Source organism: Aquicella siphonis (assembly GCF_902459485.1).
GTDB classification, from domain to species: domain Bacteria; phylum Pseudomonadota; class Gammaproteobacteria; order DSM-16500; family DSM-16500; genus Aquicella; species Aquicella siphonis.
On the sequence record NZ_LR699119.1, the window covers coordinates 1420813 to 1444332 of the forward strand.

Genomic DNA, 23520 nt, shown 5'->3' on the forward strand with positions numbered 1-23520 from the left:
GATTAAGGTCTCGCACGGTATTCAGTGCATTATCATGCGCCTGACGCGTCTCTCAGCGCACGCCGTAAAATTTTTCCCACATTTGTTTTCGGCAGGTCCTTCACGAACTCGATATATTTGGGAATTTTATAGGGTGTCAAATGCGCCCTGGCATATTTCACAACATCTTCATCTGTTAATTGAGGATCATCTTTTACGATGAAAGCCTTGGGAACTTCTCCGGAACTCTCATCCGGGACCGCAACCACCGCAACCTCATGCACGCCTTTCAATCTTGCCAGGACATCTTCAATCTCATTGGGGTAAACATTAAAGCCGGACACCAGGATCATGTCTTTTTTGCGCTCAAGCAGGCGCAAAAAACCTTGTTCATCGATAGTGGCTATGTCTCCCGTCAACAGCCAGCCGTCCGGCGTGAAAGCCTTGGCGGTTTCCTCGGGCTTGTTCCAGTAGCCTTTCATGACTTGCGGACCTTTGACCGCGAGTTCACCCGCCTGCCCTATGGGCAGTTCACGATATTCGGCATCAAGAATACACACATCCGTGGATGAAACCGGCAATCCGATTGTGCCGTTAAATCCTGTCAGATTGGCTGGATTGATAGTGACGCATGGTGATGTTTCCGTCAAACCATAAGCTTCCAGCAGCGGCGCTTTAGTTATCCCCTGCCATTTCTCGGCTACAATTCGCTGCACTGCCATGCCTCCGCCCAGCGCGAGATGCATACGGCTGAAATCCAGGCTGGCAAAACCAGGATTTTTCATTAATGCGTTGAATAAAGTATTCACGCCGGTGATCGCGGTGAATTGGAATTTTGCCAGTTCCTTGATCATGCCAGGTATATCGCGCGGATTGGTGATAAGAATATTCAAACCGCCGATTTTTGCAAAATAGAGACAGTTCGCGGTTAGCGAAAAGATATGATAAAGCGGCAGGGCAGTCACCACGCTTTCTTTTTCCTTGACCAGCAGCGTGCTAAACCATGCATGGGCTTGTTCAATATTAGCAAGCAGGTTCCGGTGTGTCAGAATGGCGCCCTTCGCAATGCCCGTTGTGCCGCCGGTATACTGCAGGAAAGCAATATCCTGATTCACCAGGGGAACAGGTTGAAACATGTGCTTCCTGCCTTTTGACAAGGTTTCTTTAAACGCGATGGCGCCCGGGATACTCCAGGAAGGTATTTTTTTATAAACATATTTCAGGACAAAATCGACGATGACACCCTTGAGCGGCTTCAGCATATCGCCCATATTTGTGATAATGACATTTTTCAACGCGGGGATTTCCGGCAATGCCGCCTGGACAGTGGCCGCAAAATTGGCGATGACCACCAGTGTACTCGCACCGGCATCATTCAGCTGGTGGACCAATTCATCCGCGGTATAGAGCGGATTCACATTCACGACTATCAATCCCGCGCGCAGCGCGCCGTACATGGCAATAGGATATTGCAAGGTGTTTGGAAGCATGATGGCGACGCGCTCGCCTTTTTTCAATTTCAGTTCCTGCTGCAAATAAGCAGCGAAATCGCGTGTATATTGTTCTATCTGGCTGTACGTTAAGGTTTGACCCAGATTATAAAATGCGGGATCGTTGCCGTACATTTTGCAACTGGTTTCGAAAAACTCAGGTATGGACTGGTAAACATCCGGATTGATTTCAGCTGGCACGCCTTGAGGATAACTTTTTAGCCATATTTTTTCCACGCATAATTCCTTGCGATAACTAATCAGACTATGGTCCCATGCACCAACCCTCATTTTCGCGAGGCTATTAGCGTGAATAGCCTGCGTAAGATGAGGTATAAACATTTTGATCGGGACGGCCGGATTTGAACCGGCGACCACTTGCGCCCCATGCAAGTGCGCTACCAGGCTGCGCCACGCCCCGTTGATAGACGCGATACCATTTCCATTCTCGTCTTGAACCCCTGGCCTTTCTGACAACCGCTTGATGCGTCATATGGGCAACAGGTTTGTTCATGCTCTTGCGGCTGCGAGAAATTCCGGGCCAGGGTTTGTTTGAGGGCCCGGTAAGGTTTAATGGCTCGCTTTCATTTCCGCTTGCAGATTTTGCAAAACACTTTCGAGTTCTGCAATAACTTTTTTTACCATTGCATTCACTTTTACTGATTGACTTACCGTTTCAGGCGTGTTTGAGAGCTGCAAACGGGCACCTTCAATCGTAAATCCATCTTCATATAACAATTTTCTGATCTGGCGAACCAGCAAGATATCCTGATGCTGGTAAAAACGCCTGTTGCCCCTGCGCTTGACAGGTCTTAGCTGTGGAAACTCCTGCTCCCAGTAACGCAGCACATAGGCCTTGAGTGAACACAAGTGACTCACTTCGCTAATTGTGAAGTATAACTTGTCAGGAATGGCGGGTAAATCATTCACCGTCTTCTGCTTACGCTTCACTTGCTGTCTCCCGCACCTTCCTTGACTTCCTTGCCTATGAATTTTTCAACTCGCGCCTTGAGTTTTTGCCCGCAATGAAAGGTCACCACACGCCGCGCGGTTACCGGCACTTCTTCACCGGTTCTTGGGTTACGTCCCGGGCGTTCTTTCTTGTCATGAAGAGTGAAATTGCCAAAACCGGATATTTTGACCTGCTGGCCGTTAATGAGGGCATCGCTGATATATTGAAAAAATAATTCAACGATTTCCTTGGCTTCGCGGTTGGTCAACCCGATTTCTTCATCCAAGTGCTTTGCAAGATCAGCTTTAGTTAGCGTCATATCATCTCCTTAATTCCGCTCCTAATTTTCCGTTCAACGTTGTGACAACACGTTCCACTAGCGCTGTTACTTCATCGTCTACTAAGGTACGCGTTGGATGCTGCAAGATTAAGGCCAACGCAATACTTTTAAGACCAGGTGAGATTCCTTTCCCTTGATAGACGTCAAATATAAAAACGTCTTTTAACCAATCACCTGCAATCACTTTTATTGTATCCTGAATCTCGCTTGCTGGTATAGCCTGATTTACCAGAATGGCCAGGTCACGGCGGATTTCCGGGAATTTGGACACTTCCTGGAACCGGTTCAGGCCGGTCATTTCCAGAAGCCGGATGTCCAGTTCATATACAAATACCTTGCCAGGCAGATCCAGGGACTGACTGACAGTGGGGTGTAAAGCTCCTGCCACGCCCCATTGCTGCCCGTCATAGAAGATTCCCGCCGTCTGGCCCGGGTGCATCCCCGGGTGGTTCACAGGCTTGAATGTCAGCGGTTTATTGGCAGGGAGAGTATGAAACAGGCACTCCAGGTCGCCCTTGAGATCGTAAAAATCCGCCTCCCGGGCCGGAATACCCCACTGCTCCGGACAGACGTGCCCCATGATGATACCGCCCAGCCTGCTCTGCTGCAGAATGTTCTTGCCGCGTCTGTTAAAACAGGTTCCGAGCTCAAACAGCCGGACCCTGTTCTGCTGGCGGCTGTGATTATAAAGCAGCGTATTCACCAGCCCCGGAAGCAGGCTGGTACGCATGACGGTCATATCGGATGTGATAGGGTTCACAAGCTCGCATGGGGTCTCTTCCGGATCCAGAAGTTTTTGCAGCTTGCTGTCTATGAAGCTGTAAGTAATGACTTCATGATACCCTCTGTCACTGAGCAGCTGCCTAAGCGGCCGCCAGTCTCTCGCGCCCGTGCTGGTATTTCCCGACTGCAGTTCAGCTGCAAGCGTATGAGCAGGAATTTTGTCATAACCGTGCAAGCGGGCGATTTCTTCGATCAAGTCTTCAGGAAGTGTGATATCAAAACGGTAAGGCGGAACCAATACGCGCCATTGAGTATTTTCCCGTTTGTATTTGAACTTGAGTGCTTCGAATATATTTTCCACTTCCTGCCCGGGAATGGCGACGCCCAGGACTTTTTCAATTTTCTCAACAGGCAGGGTCAAAAGACGTTGATCGGGGAGAGCGCTCTTATTGACAAGCTCAATGACCGGCCCTACTTCGCCGCCCGTTATGTCGATGATTAATTGCGTCGCCCATTCCATGGCCTGACGCTGTATGGTTGGATCCACGCCACGTTCAAAACGATAAGCAGACTCAGAGGTCAGCCCATAATACTGGCGCTGTCTTGCGATGACTTGCGGGTCGAAGTAGGCGCTTTCGAGGAAGATATCCGTGGTCAGCAAGTTCACGCCCGAATCCGCGCCGCCCATGACCCCGGCGATGGCCAGTGGTTTTTCATCATCAGCAATGATCAGGGTTTGGGCATCCAGGTGTTTCTCGCTGCCATCCAGCAAGGTAATGGTTTCCCCTGTACGCGACAGGCGTACCCTTATTCCCTGCCTGACCCGGTTCAAATCAAACGCATGCATGGGCTGACCCAACTCAAGCATGACATAATTCGTGGCATCTACCACAGGGCTGATAGCCCGGATGCCGCTGCGTCGCAGACGCTCTTTCATCCAGACAGGTGTTAACGCATCCGCCTTGATGTTGCGAATGACACGGCCTATGTAAACCGGACATGCTGACTCGGCTTCCACCGCCACACTGTGAATGATGTTAAAAACCGATTCAACTTCTGGAGTGGGATTATTTTTGAGTAGCGGCACGCGGGTCAATGCGGAAATTTCCCGGGCAATGCCTCTCACACTCAGACAGTCACCGCGATTTGGCGTGATTGAGATATCGATAATATGGTCATCCAGCATAAGGTAAGTTTTCAAATCCGCGCCGATTGGCGCGTCTTCCGGCAGCTCCAGCAAGCCCTGGCTTGTTTCAGACAATCCCAGCTCGCTCGCTGAGCACAGCATGCCCTGAGAAGTAACTCCCCGAATAACAGCTTGCGAGATCACCGTCCCGTTCGGCAAGACTGCATTTACAGCCGCTACGGGAACCTTGATGCCGGCGCGCACATTTTCGGCACCGCATACAATTTCCAGAATCGCAGGCTCGCCGATATTCACTGTGCAAACATGCAGGCGCTCGGCTTCCGGATGTCTTTCAGTGGTTAACACCTGTCCGACAATCACTCCGCTGAAATGATTCGCAACCGGAACAATTTCTTCGACTTCCAGGCCCGCCATCGTCAGCGTGCTGCACAATTGTTCATGCGTTAAACCAGGATCCACCCATTCACGCAACCAGGATTCACTGCATTTCATAGTCATCTCTCTTGTTCAGTCTCTCATATTGCCAGCACCGTTTCTGTCACTTCGTGCGGGGAATGGCCGCCGCGAAGGTCTTCTGCCCTGGTTAACTCACATTGAAAACCATTAGTTGCGACGCAAGCAGCAGATCGATAACAGTAGTGTTGCCGCCATTCAAGGTATCACGGTTAAAACTGTTTCAACAGGCGCAAATCATTTTCGAATAATGATCGCAGATCGGTCATGCCATATTTCAGCAGCGTCAATCGATCTATGCCGACACCGAATGCAAAACCCCGATATTTTTCACTGTCAATATTCACACCGTTCAACACATTGGGGTGCACCATGCCGCAACCCAGGACTTCCAGCCATCCTGAATTCTTGCATATACGACATCCCTTGCCACTGCATCTGATGCATCCTATATCAACCTCGGCGGAAGGTTCGGTAAAAGGGAAATAGGACGGGCGGAAACGGATAGGAGCATCGGTCTCAAAAAACTCTTTCAGAAAGTGATTGAGAAGGCCTTTAAGGTCCGCGAATGTTACCCGCTCATCGACCATGAGGCATTCCATCTGGTGAAACATGGGGGTATGGGTCAAATCAAAATCCCGGCGGTATACTCTGCCCATCGCCACCATTCGCAAGGGCGGCCGCATGGTTTTCATGGCATGAATCTGTACTGGCGACATCTGGCTGCGCAATACCAGGCCGTTGCTGAAATAAAAGGTATCCTGCATCGCGCGGGCCGGATGCAGAGGAGGCACATTCAAGGCTGTGAAATTATAATAGTCTTCCTCGATTTCCGGTCCCTCCATAAATACAAACCCCATCTGGCTGAAGATTCGCCGCAAGGTATCAAATGTTCTGGTGACCGGATGAATGCTTCCCATTCCTTCTGATCTGCCGGGCAAGGTCACATCAATTGATTCCGATGCGAGTTGCTTTTCGATCAAGGTGGATTGTAACTGCAAAATGCGCTGGTCTATCAGCGCCTGAACGGCTTCCTTCGCCGCATTGATTTTCTGGCCGGCTGCTGGCCGTTCTGCGGGCGGCAGCTGACCTAATGTCTTGAGGTATTCTGTTAACTGGCCTTTCTTGCCGAGATAATAAACACGAAAATGATCAAGCGACTTTAAATCAGCCGCAGATTTGATTTCGGATTCCGCGTGTTTCAGGATTTCGTCTAAAGCTTGCATGCACGGATACATCCCCTTCAAAAAAGCATGAAGCACGATGTGGAAAACATCGTGCTGCCATTGTATCTACGGCATAAAGCGGCGCGCCGCTTTACCTGTTTCAAGCAACCCTTAAGCAGCAGATTGCAAACCGGCTTTCGCCTGCTCTACCAATGCAGTAAATGCCGCCTTGTCATGCACTGCGATATCAGCGAGAACCTTGCGGTCTATCTCTATCGATGCTTTTTTCAATCCATTCATGAAGGCACTGTAACTCATGCCATGCGCGCGGGCACCCGCATTGACGCGAGCAATCCAGAGGGCACGGAATTCACGCTTTCTTTGTCTGCGGTCACGAAAAGCATATTGCGCAGCCTTGATGACTGCCTGTTTTGCGGTACGAAGCACGCGGCTGCGCGCACCATAATAACCTTTAGCCTTGGCCAGAATCTTTTTATGTCTGGCTCTTGCTATAACACCACGTTTGACTCTTGACATACTCTATCCTCTTTTTAAAATCATTTGCACTATTCAGTGCGTTAACAGGCCCGGCACCACATCCAGCATAGGCGACAGGCGGGACGTTTTTATAAGTTAAGCATAGGGAAGCATTTGCTCGACTCTGCCCAAATCTTCATCGCGCACCATAAAGCCTGCCCGTGCGTGACGCTTCATTTTGGTCGTCTTGCAAGTCATCTGGTGGCGGCGTTTGGCGCCATTACACTTGAAGCCACCTTTTCCTGCCGCGCGAAACCGTTTCGCTGCGCCACGATTCGACTTTAACTTAACCGTTTTCTTACCTTTATAAGCTCTTGGCATTTCTTACTCCAACATTGCAAAAATAAAAACACAAAAAAACGCGTGTCACCCTGAGGAGCATTGCTTACTGAGAAAAAACAAACGCGTAACACGCATTACTTCTTCTTGGGACCCAGTATCATCACAATCTGGCGGCCTTCAAATTTGGGATGCTGCTCAACCATCCCATACTCGGTTAAATCCTTTTGCATCCGTTCCAGCAACTGCATGCCCAGTTCAGGGTGCGACATTTCACGGCCGCGAAAACGAACTGTCACCTTTGATTTGTCCCCATTTTCCAAAAACTTCATAATACTGCGCAGCTTGACCTGATAGTCCGCTTCCTCAGTCGCAGGACGCAGCTTGACTTCCTTGATCTGAATTTGCTTCTGCTTCTTTTTGGCGGCAGCCTTGCGCTTGCTCATCTGAAATTTGTACTTGCCATAGTCCATAATACGGCAGACAGGAGGTTTAGCCTCTGGCGAAACCTCGACTAAATCCAACCCGGCTTCTTCACTGATTCTTCTTGCTTCGTGGATTGATATCACGCCAAGCTGCTGGCCTTCAGCATCAATGACACGAACCTCATGAGATTTGATCTCTTCGTTTACGCGAGGCTTTTTTTCTGTGCTAATTCTACATCCTCCTATTCAGTGCGACCCCGTCGCGCTATTTCGGCATTAATAAGTTCTATATATTTGCCAACCGGCATCACCCCAAGATCTGAGCCATCTTTTGTTCTCACAGAGACAGTACGTGATTCTACCTCACGATCCCCTACCACTAACAGGTAAGGTACATGTTCAATGGTGTGCTCGCGGATTTTAAAGCCGATTTTCTCATTTCTCAAGTCTGATTTTGCCCTAACCCCATGTTTTTTCAACTCCTGGGTGATTTCAGCCACAAAATCGGCCTGTTTATCCGTTATATTCATGACCACAGCCTGGGTTGGCGCAAGCCAGACAGGTAGTTTACCAGCATAATGCTCCAACAAGATACCCATAAAACGCTCGACCGAGCCTAAAATGGCTCGGTGCAACATGACCGGGGTCTTCCTGGTTCCGTCTTCAGCGACATAAGTGGCTTCCAGACGGTCGGGCATGGCGTAATCCAGCTGCAGGGTAGCACATTGCCACATGCGGCCAAGGCAGTCTTTTAAGTGAAACTCAATCTTGGGACCATAGAAAGCCCCTTCGCCGGGCCGTGTCTCAAAAGCAAGACCCAGGCTGGATAAGGCTTTAGCCAATGCTCCTTCGGCATTATCCCATAAAGCATCAGAACCCAGACGCTTGTCTGGACGAGTGGCCAGCTTGAAGATAATCTCATCAAAACCAAAATCCCGGTAAGCTTCTATGACTGACTGAATAAATAGAGAAGCCTGTTCCTGAACCTGTTCTTCAGTACAGAAAATATGCCCGTCATCCTGGGTCAATTGCCTGACCCGCATCAAACCATGCATGGCACCGGTCAGCTCGTTACGATGAACACAACCGAATTCCGCCAGTTTGAAAGGCAGATCCCGGTAACTCTTCAATCCCTGCTTGAATATCTGCACATGACAAGGGCAGCTCATGGGCTTAACAGCAAAAGTACGGTCCTCTGTTTTGACGGTAAACATTTCTTCGCCGAAATTAGCCCAATGGCCTGACTTTTTCCACAATTCGATATCCACAATTTGCGGCGTCACCACTTCTTCATAACCCTGCTCAGCCACCTTGCCGCTGATATATTCTTTAATGGCCTTATAGATCGCCCATCCATTCGGATGCCAGAAGATCATACCCGGAGCTTCTTCCTGGATATGAAAGAGATCCATGATCTTCGCGAGCTTGCGGTGATCCCGCTTTTCGGCCTCTTCCAGGTTTTTAAGATAATCATCCAGCGCCTTTTTATCTTTCCACGCCGTGCCGTAAATGCGCTGCAGCATTTCATTGCTGGAATCACCGCGCCAATAAGCGCCTGACACTTTGGTCAGCTTGAAAGCTTTCAGCATGGCTGTGTTAGGGACATGGGGGCCGCGGCATAAATCAGCAAAATCATCCTGCTGATAAATAGTCAGCACTTCATCCTCGGGAATATCCTGGATAATCCTGACTTTATATTCCTCGCCCAAGTCCTTGAAAAATTTTATAGCTTCATCGCGTGTCAGCACTTTCCGCGTGACCACGTGACCCTTTTGAGCGATCTCATGCATTTTCTCTTCGATTTGCGCCAGATCATCTACTGAAAAGGGGCGGCCAAAAGCAAAATCATAATAAAACCCGTTTTCAATCACCGGACCTATTGTGACCTGGGCGGTGGGAAACAATGATTTGACGGCATGAGCAAGCAAGTGGGCGGTTGAATGGCGGATAATTTCAATCCCTTCAGGATCCTTGTCCGTCAGAATGCGCACATCCGCATCTGACTCGATGAGAAAAAAGACATCAACCAGCTTGCCATTGACCTTGCCTGCAATGGCAGCCTTGGCAAGGCCGCTCCCGATACTGGCTGCAACCTGCGCCAGGGTAACAGGGACATCAAACTTTTTTTGGCTTCCATCCGGTAGTGTGATAACAGGCATAAATTCACTGCTTAAATGTAGTATGAAAGAATTAGTTATACAAAATAAAATCCCTCGCTGCAAAGCCAGCAAGGGATTTTTTTATCTGGTAGGCACGAGTGGGATCGAACCACCGACCACCACCATGTCAAGGTGATGCTCTACCACTGAGCTACGTGCCTGTGCAGTCTCTCGAAATTCGGGTGCTAACGATACAACGTAGCACTGCAATTATCAAGGTTAACGTGATGAAAGTTGCAAATAAAATCATTTTTTTCTTTTTCATTCAATCCCGGACTTATCAGCAAAACCGGCACTCAAGACAAGCTCATAGTTTTCCTTGCCACACCTGATATGGTTATATTTTGATCATATATGCTCTTAAATACTTAAATTTCCCGGATTTTGGCTAAAAGATTCGCCGGCCACGTCTTGCCGCCCGTGTTGGCCAGTCCTGCTATAATGGATATATCTCAGGGGGATCATAAGGAGCGATCATGTCAAGCATCATTCCCGCTCAATACGAGCCGTGGCCGGCATTATCATATGAAGACTTCAAACCCACTCAATATCTTTTGCATCGTATCGCGCAAGCGCTGGGCAAACTTAAACTGGCGACGCCATTCGACCCGCACTGGTCAAATGTCGCCCTTTGGCTGACCAGCCAGGGGTTAACAACCGGACCTATCCCGTATGGCATGGGGACTTATTCCATTGATCTCGATCTCATCCATCATCAGGTACATTGCACATCCAGCTGGGGGGATAGCGCGAGTTTCAGCGTACGCTCAATGTCCGTCGCGCAATTCATTGGTATCTTTCTTGGCGCCCTGAGTGATATGGGCATTGTGATTTCTATTAACCTCATGCCTCAGGAAGTTCCCAATCCCATCGCATTTGACAAGGACATTGAAACACGCGAATACAACCCTGGATTGGCGAACGCATGGCTGCGAATCATGATCAGCTCATACCGTGTCATGCAGCGTTATCATTCGCACTATTACGGGATTTCGCCTCCCATCGGCCTGATGTGGGGCACACTGGATTTGCGCGACGCACGTTATCAAGGCATACACATCACCGGCACGGGTGCGAACGCAGGATATTTAAGGCGTAACGCCATGGATGATGCGCAAGTGGAAGTGGGTTGGTGGAGCGGATCTGAACAGTATCCGCGGCCGGCCTATTTTTCATTTCTCTATCCCGAAGTAAAAGGTTTGGAAAAGGCCAGAATCAAGCCGCGGAAAGCACGCTGGGATAATACATTGCGGGAGTTTATTCTGGATTATGACGATGTGCGCACGGCAAAAAATCCCGAAGAAGAACTGCTCACGTTTTTTGAATCGACATATCAATCCGAAACCGACATCGCCGGCTGGGATAAAAGCCTGCTCGTTCCCGGACAACCTGTTTAACCATAGCGCGCGCCAGCGCTGGCCGCAGCGGGATTCGCGTTACGCGGATCAATATCTTAAGTTTCCCGCTCTGAACTTCGCATCGCTATTCGCATCACTCATGTGATCTGCCTGGCACTGCAGCTGATCGGTGCGCAAGCACTTGGCAACGCGCTGGAACTTTTCACTAACCACAGAGGTGGACGCTGAAGGTTGAACCGTTTTCACATCTTCACGTTTGCGTTTGTGGGTATTAATTGAAAAACCCGGAAACAATCCGTGCATGCCAAAAGCAGAATCTGTAGGCAGACTCTTGCTCTGCGCCGTGTTCTGCTCCTCGGTTGTTTCAGTCTCTTCCGATTCTTCATCACTCTTTGTCACCGCAGCTTTTTCATTGCGCGCATCTTCCGTAATATTGTCCAGCGGAGCGCGCGTATCCCTGATGATGTCAGGAAATTCCTGCAGCAATTGTTGATATTCATGCGTTCCCTGAAATAACGGATGTATCGCATCTTCATAGCACCCTGGGGTATAGGACAAACCGAGCAGCTGCGCGATCACAAAGACTTCGTGAAAACTGTGCGCACCAGATCCCACCAGGTATCCCACGCAGCATAAGGCGTATAATTGCAATTCATCATGGGAAAGTTTGCCGCGGGTAAAAGTCAGAGCGCTCAAAAAACACTCTGCTGCGCTGCCTGACGGACCAGCCACAAATGGTATTTCCCTGAGAAAAGATTCGTATGAAAAATCTGACGGAAGATTCAAATCCCGTGTGAATGTATCAATTGCCCGGGTATGCGGCATCAGTTTACTGCGCACGGTAGGCTCTTCTTCATACCCCGCCATCTCGAATGTCTGCAGCGCCGCGTCATCGCGCTTCACTCTGCCGCGATTTTTAAACAATGCCTGGGGCCTGAGTATCTGATGATAATGCCTGTTTGCATTCTGATAATATCCTGCTACCTTGCTGCCATCCATTTGCTTGAAGATATTCAACATAGCCATATGGGCAAACATAATTTTCTCGATTTCCTTGCCGCCGACCAAAGTCCGGCGTCCAAACCTGAATGCTTCCTCAATCCCTGGCACCGACGCAGCACCCGCTTCGCGGCCAAAATAAGGTTTATCCGTGAAAAAGTAATCACGGAACACCTCACCCGCTTTTTCCACAAAAGAGTTATGTTGTTGTGCGCGATGAGTGCGGGCGGCGTGATCGCGCGCGTGCCTCAGGAACTCATCCATGCATTTGCCAATTTTATGCAAAAGAGGCGTAAATAATGTATGGTTTTTCAGCACGGCAAGCGCCAGCCTGGATTCAAACGTGACTTTGCGCTTGTGATTATCGTTTGTATCAAACTTGTCATCCGGTTGCGGCGTGCCATGCGGCGCGAGTATGCGGCATTGTTCGAAATGATCCCAGCCATAACGGCTTAACTCGGGATACCAGATCGTCGGGTCTGTTTCTGTTATTTCTGCCAAACCCTCAGCCTCTGAAACGCCAGGCAAAAAAATTCTCGATTTCATGGGTGCAAACCAGCCTCGTTCTTTCCAGCTTTAATTACTTATAATTGGTATGAAAATTTTGGCGGATAGTCTACATTACGAATATTAAGGCGAAATTAATAAACCAGCCCTGTCTCACCAGGCCAGCTGATTCAATGTTCACTGCTGCCTGAGTGAGACTTGAGCTTCCCGGGAACCAAACCACGGCCATGTATAAACTGCTTATTGCTTTCAACAAGATAGATCAGAGTTACAAAACGATAGACGTAGACGAGGAAGTCGCGCCTGACAACTTGTATCTATGGGGTTGGGATCATTTTACCCAATGTCCCATATTCGCGCCTCTAGGCACGCCTCAACCAGAGGACAAGTTTGACAGCAATCAAAATCACCGCCGAAAAGTATTGTTTGAATCCAAACTGGCGATAGCCGTATTAAGCAATTACAGTTTATTTCTTCCCCTGCTGCATAAAATCGGCGCCGTCATGGCAGATCATCTTGAAAAAAAAGTGATTCAATTTGCAGACGACGGGCGCCGCGCCAGAGTCGCGAACCTGTTGAGCAAGTATTTTTACCCTGACACTTATCATTTCGGACGACTTGGTGACCCATTAAAGACAATCCCGCGACCCGCCTCCCTGTTTCGTATCGCCAAAAGAGTCTTGACTGAAGCACGTCACATCGAACATATCCTGACCGGTTATCTTGCAATCTACAAACTGTTCCTGAAATTGGACACACAATGTGACGACGAGAATAAACGCCTGGTCACGCTGATACATGACCACGAAACAAAACTTGTAACAAAACAATTATTTGCGAATCGCGGCAGATATGAATCCAGAACTCCGGCTTGCATGACGACCATGGCCGGAATTGTCGCAAAAGAAGACGCCCTGCGCTTCCAGCTTCCGCCGCATACACGCGCCATTGACCGCTTCAAGCGTGACATCAGGCATCAAACCCATTTTGTCACCGACGCACAAATGCGGGAAATCCCGTTTGTCGCAGGCCCGTCAGGACACACAGCTGCGTATTTATGCATAACACAAGCCATGATGGAAACCGCTTCCTCGCCATTGACATCCGAGGAGCTTCATCTTCTCACGCTGGCTGTAGCGGGTGTGCTGATCGCGGCGGGATCTCACAGTTTTCACGAAATTTACAGTGTCGCCGCGCAGGCGGGTGTCTGCTACCGCGTCGGAAATTACCCTGATTCCATACCTGATATGTTCAGGCAGACAGCCAGTTATCAAAACCTGCTTCAAGAATTTCCCGATATCATCAGGGACGCCAGACCGGCGCAACAGCTTGGTGAGCGCGCGCTCAATATCAGCCAGACAGCCGGCGCATCCCAAGTCACGCCGCACTCCGCGGAATACGCCGAACTCAATTCAGCCGAATCCATTCCGCCGGCATCATCAAGTTCATTCACATTTTTCAGACAGCATCGCAAACGAAAGCTCGAAACAGCCGGACCCGAAACACGGCGAAGCACACTGAAATCCGGCAGAGAACAAGATGCGTCCTCTCTTGACACGGCAAAAATTAGTGACAACAGTCAAACGGTACTGCACAATCCAGACATGAGACAGCACACACCGTATTAGACGTTGTTGCTGGCAGATCATTGTTGTTTCAGGGAAATGAATTTTAGCTTACCTGCCCAGAGTCAGATCCCTGAGCTGATGAATCAGATCGCGCAGCCGCGCAGCTTCTTCGAATTCGAGATTGTGAGCATGCTCGTACATCTGATTTTCGAGTTTGAGAATTTTCGCAGACAAGGCTTCAGCAGGCAGAGCGAGGTATTCTGATGTCTCATCCTGAACATGCGCCCTGGGAAACAGACGACCGCGCACGCTATTGTCAGCATACGCGCCCTCCATCACATCGTGCACTGCTTTCAGGATACTACGGGGTGTAATGCCATGCTGCTCATTATAGGCTTGCTGTTTCATTCTTCTGCGCTGTGTTTCCTGAATGGCGCGCTCCATGGAGCGGGTCATACGATCGGCATACAGGATAGCCTTGCCATTAAAATGTCTGGCGACACGCCCAATGGTTTGAACCAGTGATGTTTCTGAACGCAGGAAACCTTCCTTGTCCGCATCCAGAATACCCACCAGGGAAACTTCCGGCAAATCCAATCCTTCACGCAATAAATTAATCCCCACCAGAACATCAAACACACCCAGACGCAAATCACGTATGATTTCCACTCGCTCGACTGTGCCCACATCAGAATGCAGATAACGAACCCGGACATTATGTTCTTCCAGATATTCCGTCAAATCTTCAGCCATACGCTTGGTCAGTGTGGTAACAAGAACGCGCTCCTTTTGCGCCACCCGCTTGTTAATTTCGGACAGTAAATCGTCCACTTGTGACGTGGCGGGACGAACTTCGACTTCCGGATCCAGCAAACCGGTAGGCCGCACCACTTGTTCGGCAATCACGTCGGAACGCTCCATTTCATAGGGACCGGGCGTCGCAGAAACGTATATTGTTTGCGGCGCCCGGGCGGTAAATTCATCAAAACGCAGCGGGCGATTATCCAGCGCGGAAGGCAGACGGAATCCATATTCGACCAATGTTTCCTTGCGGGACCGGTCACCGCGGTACATGCCGTTCAACTGCGGAACAGTCACATGGGATTCGTCAATAATCAATAACGCATCCGCGGGCAGGTAATCAAACAATGTTGGCGGCGGCTCTCCCGGTTCGCGGCCAGACAGGTAACGGGAATAATTTTCTATTCCCTGACAATATCCCAGTTCCTTCATGAGCTCCAGGTCATAGGTGGTTCTTTGCTCCAGACGCTGCGCTTCCACCAGTTTGTTCAGATGGTATAATTCCTCAAGTCGTACGCGCAAATCCGCTCTGATCTGGTCTATGGCCTTGATGATGGTATCACGCTGGGTCACGTAATGTGATTTAGGATAAATCGTCAGCCGCGGCACGCGTCTGACTACCTCACCCGTCAGCGGATCAAAATAGGAAAGGCTTTCAATTTCGTCGCCCAATAACTCTATGCGCACCGCTTCACTATCCGATTCAGCAGGATAAACATCGATCACGTCACCGCGCACGCGAAATGTCGCGCGATGCAAATCCATGTCATTGCGTGTGTATTGCAACTCAGCCAGCCGCCGCAAGATAAAACGCTGATCCACTTTGTCACCGCGGTCCAGATGCATGACCATGCTCAGATACATGCGCGGATCACCGAGACCGTATATCGCTGATACCGTCGCCACAATGACAGCATCGCGTCTTTCCAGCAACGCCTTGGTAGCTGACAGGCGCATTTGCTCTATGTGTTCGTTAATCGACGCATCTTTGGCGATATAGGTATCAGATGAAGGCACATAGGCTTCGGGCTGGTAATAGTCATAATAGGAAACAAAATATTCAACCGCGTTATGTGGAAAAAAATCCTTCATTTCTCCATACAATTGAGCAGCTAGTGTCTTGTTAGGCGCGAGTATGAGAGTCGGCCTGTTGATTTCCTTGATGACATTGGCCATGGTGAAAGTCTTGCCTGAACCTGTCACCCCCAGCAGCGCCTGGTAAGCAAGGCCTTGCCGCACGCCGTCCACCAGCTTTCGTATCGCTTCGGGCTGATCGCCTGCCGGCTGGAAATTGGAATGCAATTCAAAATCTTGGGTCATAGACACAATGTAATGTGTAACAGTGATAGAACAATGTTGTTAAATTCATTATAATCGTCCGCCTGCGCATTATGTTAAGCAGTCTGAGTCAGACAGGAATGTGCCGAATTCAGCCACCGGGAGTACAATTATCATGACAAAAACAACTTCAAAAAACCTTGCATTGGAACTCGCGCAGCGCGTGCAACGCATCAAGCCATCCCCCACTCTCGCTGTCTCTGCACGAGCGGAAGAATTACAAACTCAAGGGAAGCCTATCATTAATCTGAGCGTAGGTGAACCGGATTTTGACACGCCGGAACATATCAAGGAAGCCGCCATCAAGGCGATACGCGACGGCCATACAAAATACACAGCCGTTGATGGCACCAAAGGATTGAAAAATGCCATTATCAACAAATTCGCACGCGAAAACCAACTCCAGTATGAAATGAACCAGGTCCTGGTATCCTGCGGCGCAAAACACAGTATTTACAACCTGTTTTCCGCCGTGCTCAACCCCGGCGATGAAGTCATTATCCCGGCTCCCTATTGGGTATCTTATCCGGACATGGCCAAACTTGCCGACGGCAACCCGGTCATAGTCAAAACCGATTTCGCCCAGCACTTCAAAATGACACCCGCGCAATTGAATGCCGCCATTACAGACAAGACACGGATTATTGTACTAAACAGTCCTTCCAATCCCACCGGCATGGCTTATTCACGTGAAGAGCTGCGAGCACTGGCAGAAGTCATTCTGCACCACCCCGGCGTCCTGGTCGCAACAGATGATATTTATGAACACAGCATGTGGAATCATTTGCCATTCACAAACATTCTTAACGCCTGTCCGGAATTATATGATCGTACCATCGTCATCAATGGCGTATCCAAAGCCTACGCCATGACAGGGTGGCGGATAGGCTATGCCGCAGGCCCTGCGAATATCATTGCCGCAATGAAAAAAGCACAGTCGCAAAGCACATCAAATCCGGCCAGCATATCGCAATACGCGGCGCAGGCCGCGCTGGAAGGCGATCAGTCGTGCATTCAATCCATGACCCGCGCCTACCAGAGTCGCCATGACTATCTGATTGAAGAATTTAACAAAATTCCAGGCATTTCCTGTGTTCCGTCCGACGGAACTTTCTATACCTTTCCATCCGTTGAATCCTTTATTCACAAGGACAACGGCATTACCAATGATATTGAGTTCGCCGAGCTCCTGCTCTCCAAAGCGGAAATTGCCATTATTCCGGGATCTGCTTTCGGCGCACCCGGTCATATACGGATCAGTTATGCAACCAGCATGAATAATCTGACTATGGCAGTTGAACGCCTCCGGCAGGCTTTATCAACGCTTTCCAGATAAACACCTTGCTGATTATTGCAATAACACGGGGCATCCAGCGTCTCTTCAAACAGGCGCTGTCTTGACATTATTGCTGACAAAAATAATAACAGCGGGCGAGGTTACTCGCGCCGCTGCCACTCCTCATCACGCTATATGAATGTTTTAATTATAATTTATAGTCGTGGAGGATAAGAACACCTGGTCACCAGCCTTGCCGTCTCGCACCACATGACGCGGGAATCAAACCGGGGTTATCTCTTTAATCTGCCATGCGGAAATGTTTAACAACATCCGCAGCCAGCATGAAATTTGCAAGCTGTGATCATAATTAATGCAACTGATTATCCTATAACGAGATCAACAGAATCTTAGAAATTCCAATTAAAAAATACTTGATTTGCGCGGAAAAAATAGTATAGATGAATGATACGCATATTTAATTTTAAACGAGGAGACTGCCTGCATAAAATCTTATGTTAAGCTTTGTTTGTTATTATATATGCTAAAAATCTAAACGGACTTAACGGAATACTATCCATATTCAATTTTAGTAACAACAAACGGGGGGCAGAAATGCTGAACACCCTATTTAGCATCTTATTAACACCGATCAAACCGATTAAAAGCGACAGCAGGGTTTCTTCCGAAGCTCCCGCGAAAAAACACCTTGCATTCCAGACAATTTATTCCACCAATCCCAACTTGTTAAACAAGCCAGGAATTGAAGTTGCAAAGGAATCATCAATCTCATCTGCCCCTCCCCAACCCTGCCAGCTAGATAAACAAAAAGACTATTTGCTTGCGCTGAATAAATTCAACGCAATTGAAACCGTCACGCTGGATGAGGGCACCTTGCTTGTCGGCCTCATGAAGCATAGCCAACCTATTCAACGCGGCATCTTCATGTACCCGAATCAAATCCGGGAGACGGACAAATGGGATGACATCAAGAAACAGGCAGCAACCATGCAGACCGGCATTGCTCTATTCCGCGTCAATCAAAGCCATGTCTGTTTACGCATGCAGACCAATGATCCCGCTCAAACCACTCTTTATTTGATTGATCACAGAGCCATTTCACGCATTGACTCATTATGGCATCCAGACAATCTAAGCGCTTCCACCTATGAGTCATCAGGGAAGCCGTTTATAAAATAATCAGCGCTGTGTTTTTTATCAGGAATCAGCCGCTGTTGACTGTATAAAAAACCTGCCATGACCGCGGCATTGGCGGCCGGCGGACACTTGGCGCATGAAAAATACTAATGATATGAATAGTTATAAAATTCTATTGACGACCGCATAAACGAATATTAGTATTCTCGTCACTTAACGCTACATTCCCCGGTAGCTCAGTCGGTAGAGCAAGTGGCTGTTAACCACTGGGTCGGCGGTTCGAGTCCGTCCCGGGGAGTAGATAAATAAAATCTGCAACATCCCTCTCCAATGAATCTGGATTCACTCTCGGAGTTTTTATATATGGATGGACTGCGTAACGTACTTGCTCAAGAAAATCCCCTGCAAATTGTAGGCACCATTAATGCGTATACCGCTTTGCTCGCAAAAAAAGCTGGTTTTCGTGCCATTTATTTATCCGGAGCCGGCGTAGCCAATGCTTCCTTCGGCATGCCTGATCTGGGCATTACCAATCTCGACGATGTCGCTGAAGATGTTTGCCGTATTACTTATGCCTGCGATTTGCCGCTATTGGTTGATATCGATACAGGCTGGGGCTCCGCTTTCAATATTGCACGCGCCATCAAAACCCTGATCAAGGCAGGCGCTGCGGGCATCCACATGGAAGACCAGGTGCAGACCAAGCGCTGCGGGCATCGCCCCAAAAAGGAAATCGTGGCCGCAGATGAAATGTGCGACCGTATCAAGGCCGCGGTCGATGCCAAACATGACCCGCGCTTTGTGCTCATGGCGCGAACGGATGCGCTGGCCATCGAAGGTATGGAAAAAGCTCTGGAGCGCATTCACCGCTATGTTGAAGCGGGCGCAGAAATGATTTTCTTTGAAGGGGCCACACAGCTTTCGCAATATCAGGAAGTCACCCAGGCATGCAAAGTTCCCGTGCTTGCAAACATAACCGAATTCGGCGTCACCCCGCTTTTTACAAAAGATGAACTGCAAAAAGCCGGCATACAACTTATCCTTTATCCACTTAGCGCGTTCAGAGCCATGAGTCATGCAGCAAACCGGGTTTATGAAACGATACGGACTGCCGGCACACAAAAATCCGTCTTGCCAGAAATGCAAACCCGCGAACAATTATACGATGTATTAAATTACTACCAATACGAACAAAAGTTAGATGATCTATTTGCAAAAGGAAAAATGAAATGACTGCTAGAACTGGAGGATTAGAAGGTATTATTGTTGGTGATACCGCGATTTCAACCGTAGGAAAAGAAGGTGTAGGTTTGACGTACCGGGGCTACGACATACACGATCTTGCTGCGCAGTCCACCTTTGAAGAAGTTGCATACCTGCTAACTTATGGCGAATTACCCACCGTGGCACAACTGCAATCCTACCGTGAAAAACTGGTCAAGATGCGCAGGCTGCCCAATGAATTAAAACTGCTGCTGGAAACCATTCCGGGCTCGTCACACCCCATGGATGTGCTGCGTACCAGTATATCCATGCTGGGCAACCTGGAATCTGAAACAGCTCAATATAACGGACACCAGATTGCCGACCGCCTGATTGCATGCACACCCAGCATCTTGCTTTACTGGTATCAATTTCACCGCAATAATGTCCGTATAGAAACATGGAATAGCGAAGAACAGACCATTGCGGGATATTTCCTGCACTTGCTGCATGGCAAAAAACCTGACGATGACCAGCGCCGCGCCGTGGATGTTTCACTTATTCTTTATGCTGAACACGAATTTAATGCTTCCACATTCGCGGCCAGAGTCACCACATCGACTGAATCTGATTTTTACTCAGCCATAGTATCGGCCATTGGCACATTGCGCGGACCCCTGCATGGCGGAGCCAATGAAGAAGCCATGCGCTTGATCAGCTTATACAAAACACCTGACCAGGCAGAAACCGGCATAAAGGAAATGCTGGCCAAAAAAACCAAGATTATGGGTTTTGGACACCGGGTATATAAAATTTCCGATCCGCGGTCAGACATCATCAAAAACTGGTCGCAAAAACTGTCTGTTCACGCTCGCGACGGTTATCTTTATGCTGTGTCCGAACGCATTGAAAAAATCATGTGGGATGAAAAAAAGCTGTTTCCCAATCTGGATTTTTACAGCGCGACTGCCTATCATTTTTGCGGTATACCCACCTCGTTATTCACCCCCATTTTTGTCATGTCCAGACTCAGCGGATGGAGCGCGCATATTTTTGAACAGCGGGCGAATAACCGTTTAATCAGGCCTGAAGCCAGATACACGGGCCCTGCTCCAAGACCATTTACACCCATACAAGAACGAGGCTAATCCATGGCATTACATACTGTAGATGAAAATATCCGACCTGCTCATGATACTGAACTGGTCACAATTGCTGATTACGTCACGCAACATAATCCGGGAAGCGAACTCGCTCTCACCACTGCGCGTTACTGTTTAATGGATGCTATAGGCTGTGCAATGCTCGCGCTGCAATATCCCGCATGCACAAAATTATTGGGGCCTGTCATTCCAGGTACGACGGTGCCAGTAGGCGCGCGAGTACCAGGCACGTCATATATGCTTGATCCGATTCTCGCCGCGTTCAACATAGGAACCCTAGTACGCTGGCTGGATTTTAATGATACCTGGCTTGCCGCAGAATGGGGCCATCCTTCCGATAACCTGGGCGCCATTCTCGCATTATGTGACTATTTGAGCAGAAAAAATCTTGGCGAAAACAAACAGCCGCTGCTGGTGAAAGACATTTTGAATGCCATGATCAAGGCGCATGAAATTCAAGGCGTGCTCGCACTGGAAAATGGCTTTAATCGTCTGGGCTTCGATCATGTCATCCTGGTAAAAATTGCCTCAACAGCTATCGCAGCCCAATTGTTAGGAGGCAACCGCGAACAAATCATGAATGCCTTGTCGCAGGCTTGGCTGGACGGAGCAGCCCTAAGAACATATCGACATGCTCCCAATACCGGATCACGCAAATCATGGGCGGCAGGTGATGCCACCAGCCGCGCTGTGCGCCTTGCCTGGCTTACCATGCAAGGTGAAATGGGATACCCCAGTGTACTCACAGCCAGGAAATGGGGATTTTATGACGCCATCATGAAGGGACAGCCGCTCAAGATCAGCAGGCCGTTTGGCTGCTATGTCATGGAAAATGTTTTATTTAAAATTTCATTTCCTGCTGAATTCCATGCACAAACCGCTGTCGAATGCGCAATCAGACTGCATCCACAAATTATAAACAAACTGGATGAAATTGAAAAAATCGTTTTAACCACGCAGGAATCCGCTGTGCGCATTATCAGCAAATCCGGCCCCTTGCATAATCCGGCCGACAGAGATCATTGCCTGCAGTACATGGTCGCAGTTGCCTTGTTAGTGGGAGATCTCAAAGCTGATCATTATGAAAATGAGTTTGCAGCTAATCCACATATAGACAGGCTGCGCGAAAAAATGGTGGTTGAAGAAGACCTGCAATACTCAAAGGATTATCTCGATCCTGACAAACGCTCTATTGCGAACTCTATTCAAATTTACTTCAAGGATGGAACGCATACTGACAAAGTCGTGGTGGAATATCCCGTTGGCCATCGCAGACGGCGCGAAGAAGGCATACCACTGATGTTCAGCAAGTTCAGGGAGAACGCCAGCAAGATTTACCCGTCTGACAAAGTGGAAAAAATGCTTGCATTATTTGACGATAAAACCAGGCTTGAGCAAATGCCAGTCAATGAATTTATGGATATGTTAGTCAGATAATCCTTGCCTGATTCATGACATGCCCGCGCGGGAACAGAGAATCACGCTTTGTTCCCGCATTATCGAGAGCGCTCACTGAACCGTGTCAGCCCTTGCCTATGACAGATGAACGCTTTCGCATTGTTATTTTCATGCGTTACCTGCCCGCGCCTTACGCAGCGCGAAACACTCCATTTACCACTTTCAGCGATATTGTATTTGAAAAAACAGGCGGTGTCGGATTTGCATTTGCTGTACCGCAGCCGGTGTTTATCCGGCCGCGGCATATGCGTAATATCTGTGTCTCGTAATATCTGTGTCTATTGCTTAGGCTTGGCTTCTGTCTTGTCAGGTTTGGCAGTGTCAGATTTGTCAGCCGGCTTACTGGCTGGCACTTCCTGCATGGCATTACCCATATTTTGCACCGCTCCTTGCACCTCATCCATTGCTGAACCCACCGCTGAGCCAAACGTGGATTTGAGATTTTCCAGCGCTGGAGACACGGTATTTCCCAGCCAGACGACTTGCGACTGAAACTTGGGCACGTATTGTGATTGCTGCCACCAGGACTGTGAAGCCATGGGAGAGAGCTGCACGAGGAAGATGATGACCAGGTTGATAAGATAACCGCGGCCTAAACCAAAGATACCGCCAAGAATCCGGTTTCCAAATCCCAGTATTCCCGTATGCAGCATAAGGTTCAGCAGCATCTTCACCACCATACCCACAAATACCGTCGCGACGAACAAGATGCCAAAACTCACACCCAGCGCCATATACGAAACAGGCTCGGATGTGCTCGCGCCGGATGTGCCGGACGTCTGGCTCACCAGGTTTTGCACGGTGGCTGTATGAGTCAAGTAAACAGCCAGTGTGTTGGCAAACAGGATAGCGATGACAAAAGCAGCGATTAACGTTAGCAGAGAGAGTACTTCACTGACCAGACCTCGACCGAACCCGATAAGAATGGAGATTAAAAAAATTGCCAGGATGACAATATCTACAACATTCAGACTTCCTACATTAAGGCTACCCATGGCCAACTCCTGTGTATGTAGTTTGCTGTATAACACCATTATAGCA

The 23520-nt window shown here is 48.8% G+C and carries 20 protein-coding genes and 3 tRNA genes; 9 read left to right on the forward strand and 14 right to left on the reverse strand.

The window, feature by feature from the left end; all coding sequences use genetic code 11:
• Nucleotides 1-32 precede the first annotated feature (32 nt).
• From AQULUS_RS06720 to AQULUS_RS06770, 11 genes are all read right to left on the reverse strand, one after another.
• Nucleotides 33-1706: an AMP-binding protein gene (locus tag AQULUS_RS06720; protein ID WP_148339316.1), complete on the reverse strand. Its 1674-nt coding sequence runs from the start codon at nucleotides 1704-1706 to the stop codon at nucleotides 33-35.
• A 110-nt stretch (nucleotides 1707-1816) separates the two neighbouring features.
• Nucleotides 1817-1890: transfer RNA gene (locus tag AQULUS_RS06725), tRNA-Pro, on the reverse strand.
• A 149-nt stretch (nucleotides 1891-2039) separates the two neighbouring features.
• On the reverse strand, nucleotides 2040-2420 hold the full coding sequence (locus AQULUS_RS06730) for a MerR family transcriptional regulator (protein WP_148339317.1): 381 nt from the start codon (nucleotides 2418-2420) through the stop codon (nucleotides 2040-2042).
• Entirely contained in the window at nucleotides 2417-2740 is a 324-nt protein-coding gene (locus AQULUS_RS06735) for an integration host factor subunit alpha (protein WP_148339318.1), read from the reverse strand. Before AQULUS_RS06735 ends, AQULUS_RS06730 begins: the two co-directional genes overlap by 4 nt.
• A 1-nt stretch (nucleotide 2741) precedes the next feature.
• The gene (pheT, locus tag AQULUS_RS06740) at nucleotides 2742-5123 is read right to left on the reverse strand and encodes a phenylalanine--tRNA ligase subunit beta (RefSeq protein ID WP_148339319.1); all 2382 of its coding nucleotides are present in this window, start codon (nucleotides 5121-5123) and stop codon (nucleotides 2742-2744) included.
• 173 nt (nucleotides 5124-5296) lie between these two features.
• Nucleotides 5297-6310 (reverse strand): phenylalanine--tRNA ligase subunit alpha, encoded by a 1014-nt coding sequence (gene pheS, locus AQULUS_RS06745; RefSeq protein ID WP_148339320.1) that lies wholly within the window; start codon nucleotides 6308-6310, stop codon nucleotides 5297-5299.
• A 111-nt stretch (nucleotides 6311-6421) separates the two neighbouring features.
• A complete protein-coding gene (gene rplT, locus AQULUS_RS06750) occupies nucleotides 6422-6787 on the reverse strand; it encodes a 50S ribosomal protein L20 (RefSeq protein ID WP_148339321.1) in 366 nt (121 codons plus the stop codon).
• A gap of 96 nt (nucleotides 6788-6883) precedes the next feature.
• Complete coding sequence (rpmI, locus tag AQULUS_RS06755; protein ID WP_148339322.1) at nucleotides 6884-7108, reverse strand: 50S ribosomal protein L35; 225 nt, start codon at nucleotides 7106-7108, stop codon at nucleotides 6884-6886.
• Between the two features lie 95 nt (nucleotides 7109-7203).
• Complete coding sequence (gene infC / locus AQULUS_RS06760) at nucleotides 7204-7737, reverse strand: translation initiation factor IF-3 (RefSeq protein WP_197737335.1); 534 nt, start codon at nucleotides 7735-7737, stop codon at nucleotides 7204-7206.
• Complete coding sequence (gene thrS, locus AQULUS_RS06765) at nucleotides 7734-9650, reverse strand: threonine--tRNA ligase (RefSeq protein WP_148339324.1); 1917 nt, start codon at nucleotides 9648-9650, stop codon at nucleotides 7734-7736. Before thrS ends, infC begins: the two co-directional genes overlap by 4 nt.
• A gap of 86 nt (nucleotides 9651-9736) precedes the next feature.
• Nucleotides 9737-9811 (reverse strand) — tRNA-Val (locus AQULUS_RS06770).
• 315 nt (nucleotides 9812-10126) lie between these two features.
• Between AQULUS_RS06770 and AQULUS_RS06775 the strand changes: the two genes are divergently transcribed.
• Nucleotides 10127-11047, forward strand: coding sequence for a DUF5996 family protein (locus AQULUS_RS06775; protein WP_148339325.1), 921 nt, complete (start codon nucleotides 10127-10129; stop codon nucleotides 11045-11047).
• 48 nt (nucleotides 11048-11095) lie between these two features.
• Here AQULUS_RS06775 and AQULUS_RS06780 read toward each other — a convergent pair whose 3' ends face one another.
• A complete protein-coding gene (locus AQULUS_RS06780) occupies nucleotides 11096-12553 on the reverse strand; it encodes a hypothetical protein (RefSeq protein ID WP_148339326.1) in 1458 nt (485 codons plus the stop codon).
• Nucleotides 12554-12741: 188 nt separating this feature from the next.
• Between AQULUS_RS06780 and AQULUS_RS06785 the strand changes: the two genes are divergently transcribed.
• Nucleotides 12742-14142 carry a hypothetical protein gene (locus tag AQULUS_RS06785; RefSeq protein ID WP_148339327.1) on the forward strand — a complete coding sequence of 467 codons (1401 nt, stop codon included), beginning with the start codon at nucleotides 12742-12744 and terminating at the stop codon, nucleotides 14140-14142.
• A 48-nt stretch (nucleotides 14143-14190) separates the two neighbouring features.
• On the opposite strand, the gene uvrB is transcribed toward AQULUS_RS06785, so the two are convergent.
• Nucleotides 14191-16203, reverse strand: coding sequence for an excinuclease ABC subunit UvrB (gene uvrB / locus AQULUS_RS06790; protein ID WP_148339328.1), 2013 nt, complete (start codon nucleotides 16201-16203; stop codon nucleotides 14191-14193).
• A gap of 133 nt (nucleotides 16204-16336) precedes the next feature.
• On the opposite strand from uvrB, the gene AQULUS_RS06795 reads away from it, so the two are divergent.
• From AQULUS_RS06795 to AQULUS_RS06825, 7 genes are all read left to right on the forward strand, one after another.
• A complete protein-coding gene (locus AQULUS_RS06795; RefSeq protein WP_148339329.1) occupies nucleotides 16337-17557 on the forward strand; it encodes a pyridoxal phosphate-dependent aminotransferase in 1221 nt (406 codons plus the stop codon).
• A 555-nt stretch (nucleotides 17558-18112) separates the two neighbouring features.
• On the forward strand, nucleotides 18113-18697 hold the full coding sequence (locus AQULUS_RS06800) for a hypothetical protein (protein ID WP_148339330.1): 585 nt from the start codon (nucleotides 18113-18115) through the stop codon (nucleotides 18695-18697).
• A gap of 183 nt (nucleotides 18698-18880) precedes the next feature.
• Nucleotides 18881-18953: transfer RNA gene (locus AQULUS_RS06805), tRNA-Asn, on the forward strand.
• Nucleotides 18954-19018: 65 nt separating this feature from the next.
• Nucleotides 19019-19888, forward strand: a complete 870-nt coding sequence (gene prpB, locus AQULUS_RS06810) for a methylisocitrate lyase (RefSeq protein WP_148339331.1) — start codon at nucleotides 19019-19021, stop codon at nucleotides 19886-19888.
• Nucleotides 19885-21006, forward strand: coding sequence for a bifunctional 2-methylcitrate synthase/citrate synthase (prpC, locus tag AQULUS_RS06815; RefSeq protein WP_148339332.1), 1122 nt, complete (start codon nucleotides 19885-19887; stop codon nucleotides 21004-21006). The genes prpB and prpC overlap by 4 nt, the downstream gene beginning before the upstream one ends.
• 3 nt (nucleotides 21007-21009) lie before the next feature.
• Nucleotides 21010-22458, forward strand: a complete 1449-nt coding sequence (locus tag AQULUS_RS06820; RefSeq protein ID WP_148339333.1) for a bifunctional 2-methylcitrate dehydratase/aconitate hydratase — start codon at nucleotides 21010-21012, stop codon at nucleotides 22456-22458.
• Between the two features lie 98 nt (nucleotides 22459-22556).
• On the forward strand, nucleotides 22557-22748 hold the full coding sequence (locus tag AQULUS_RS06825) for a hypothetical protein (protein ID WP_148339334.1): 192 nt from the start codon (nucleotides 22557-22559) through the stop codon (nucleotides 22746-22748).
• Between the two features lie 9 nt (nucleotides 22749-22757).
• Here the strand turns inward: AQULUS_RS06825 and AQULUS_RS06830 are convergent, their stop codons facing one another.
• Nucleotides 22758-23474 carry a CvpA family protein gene (locus AQULUS_RS06830; protein ID WP_172622767.1) on the reverse strand — a complete coding sequence of 239 codons (717 nt, stop codon included), beginning with the start codon at nucleotides 23472-23474 and terminating at the stop codon, nucleotides 22758-22760.
• Between the last annotated feature and the right edge of the window lie 46 nt (nucleotides 23475-23520).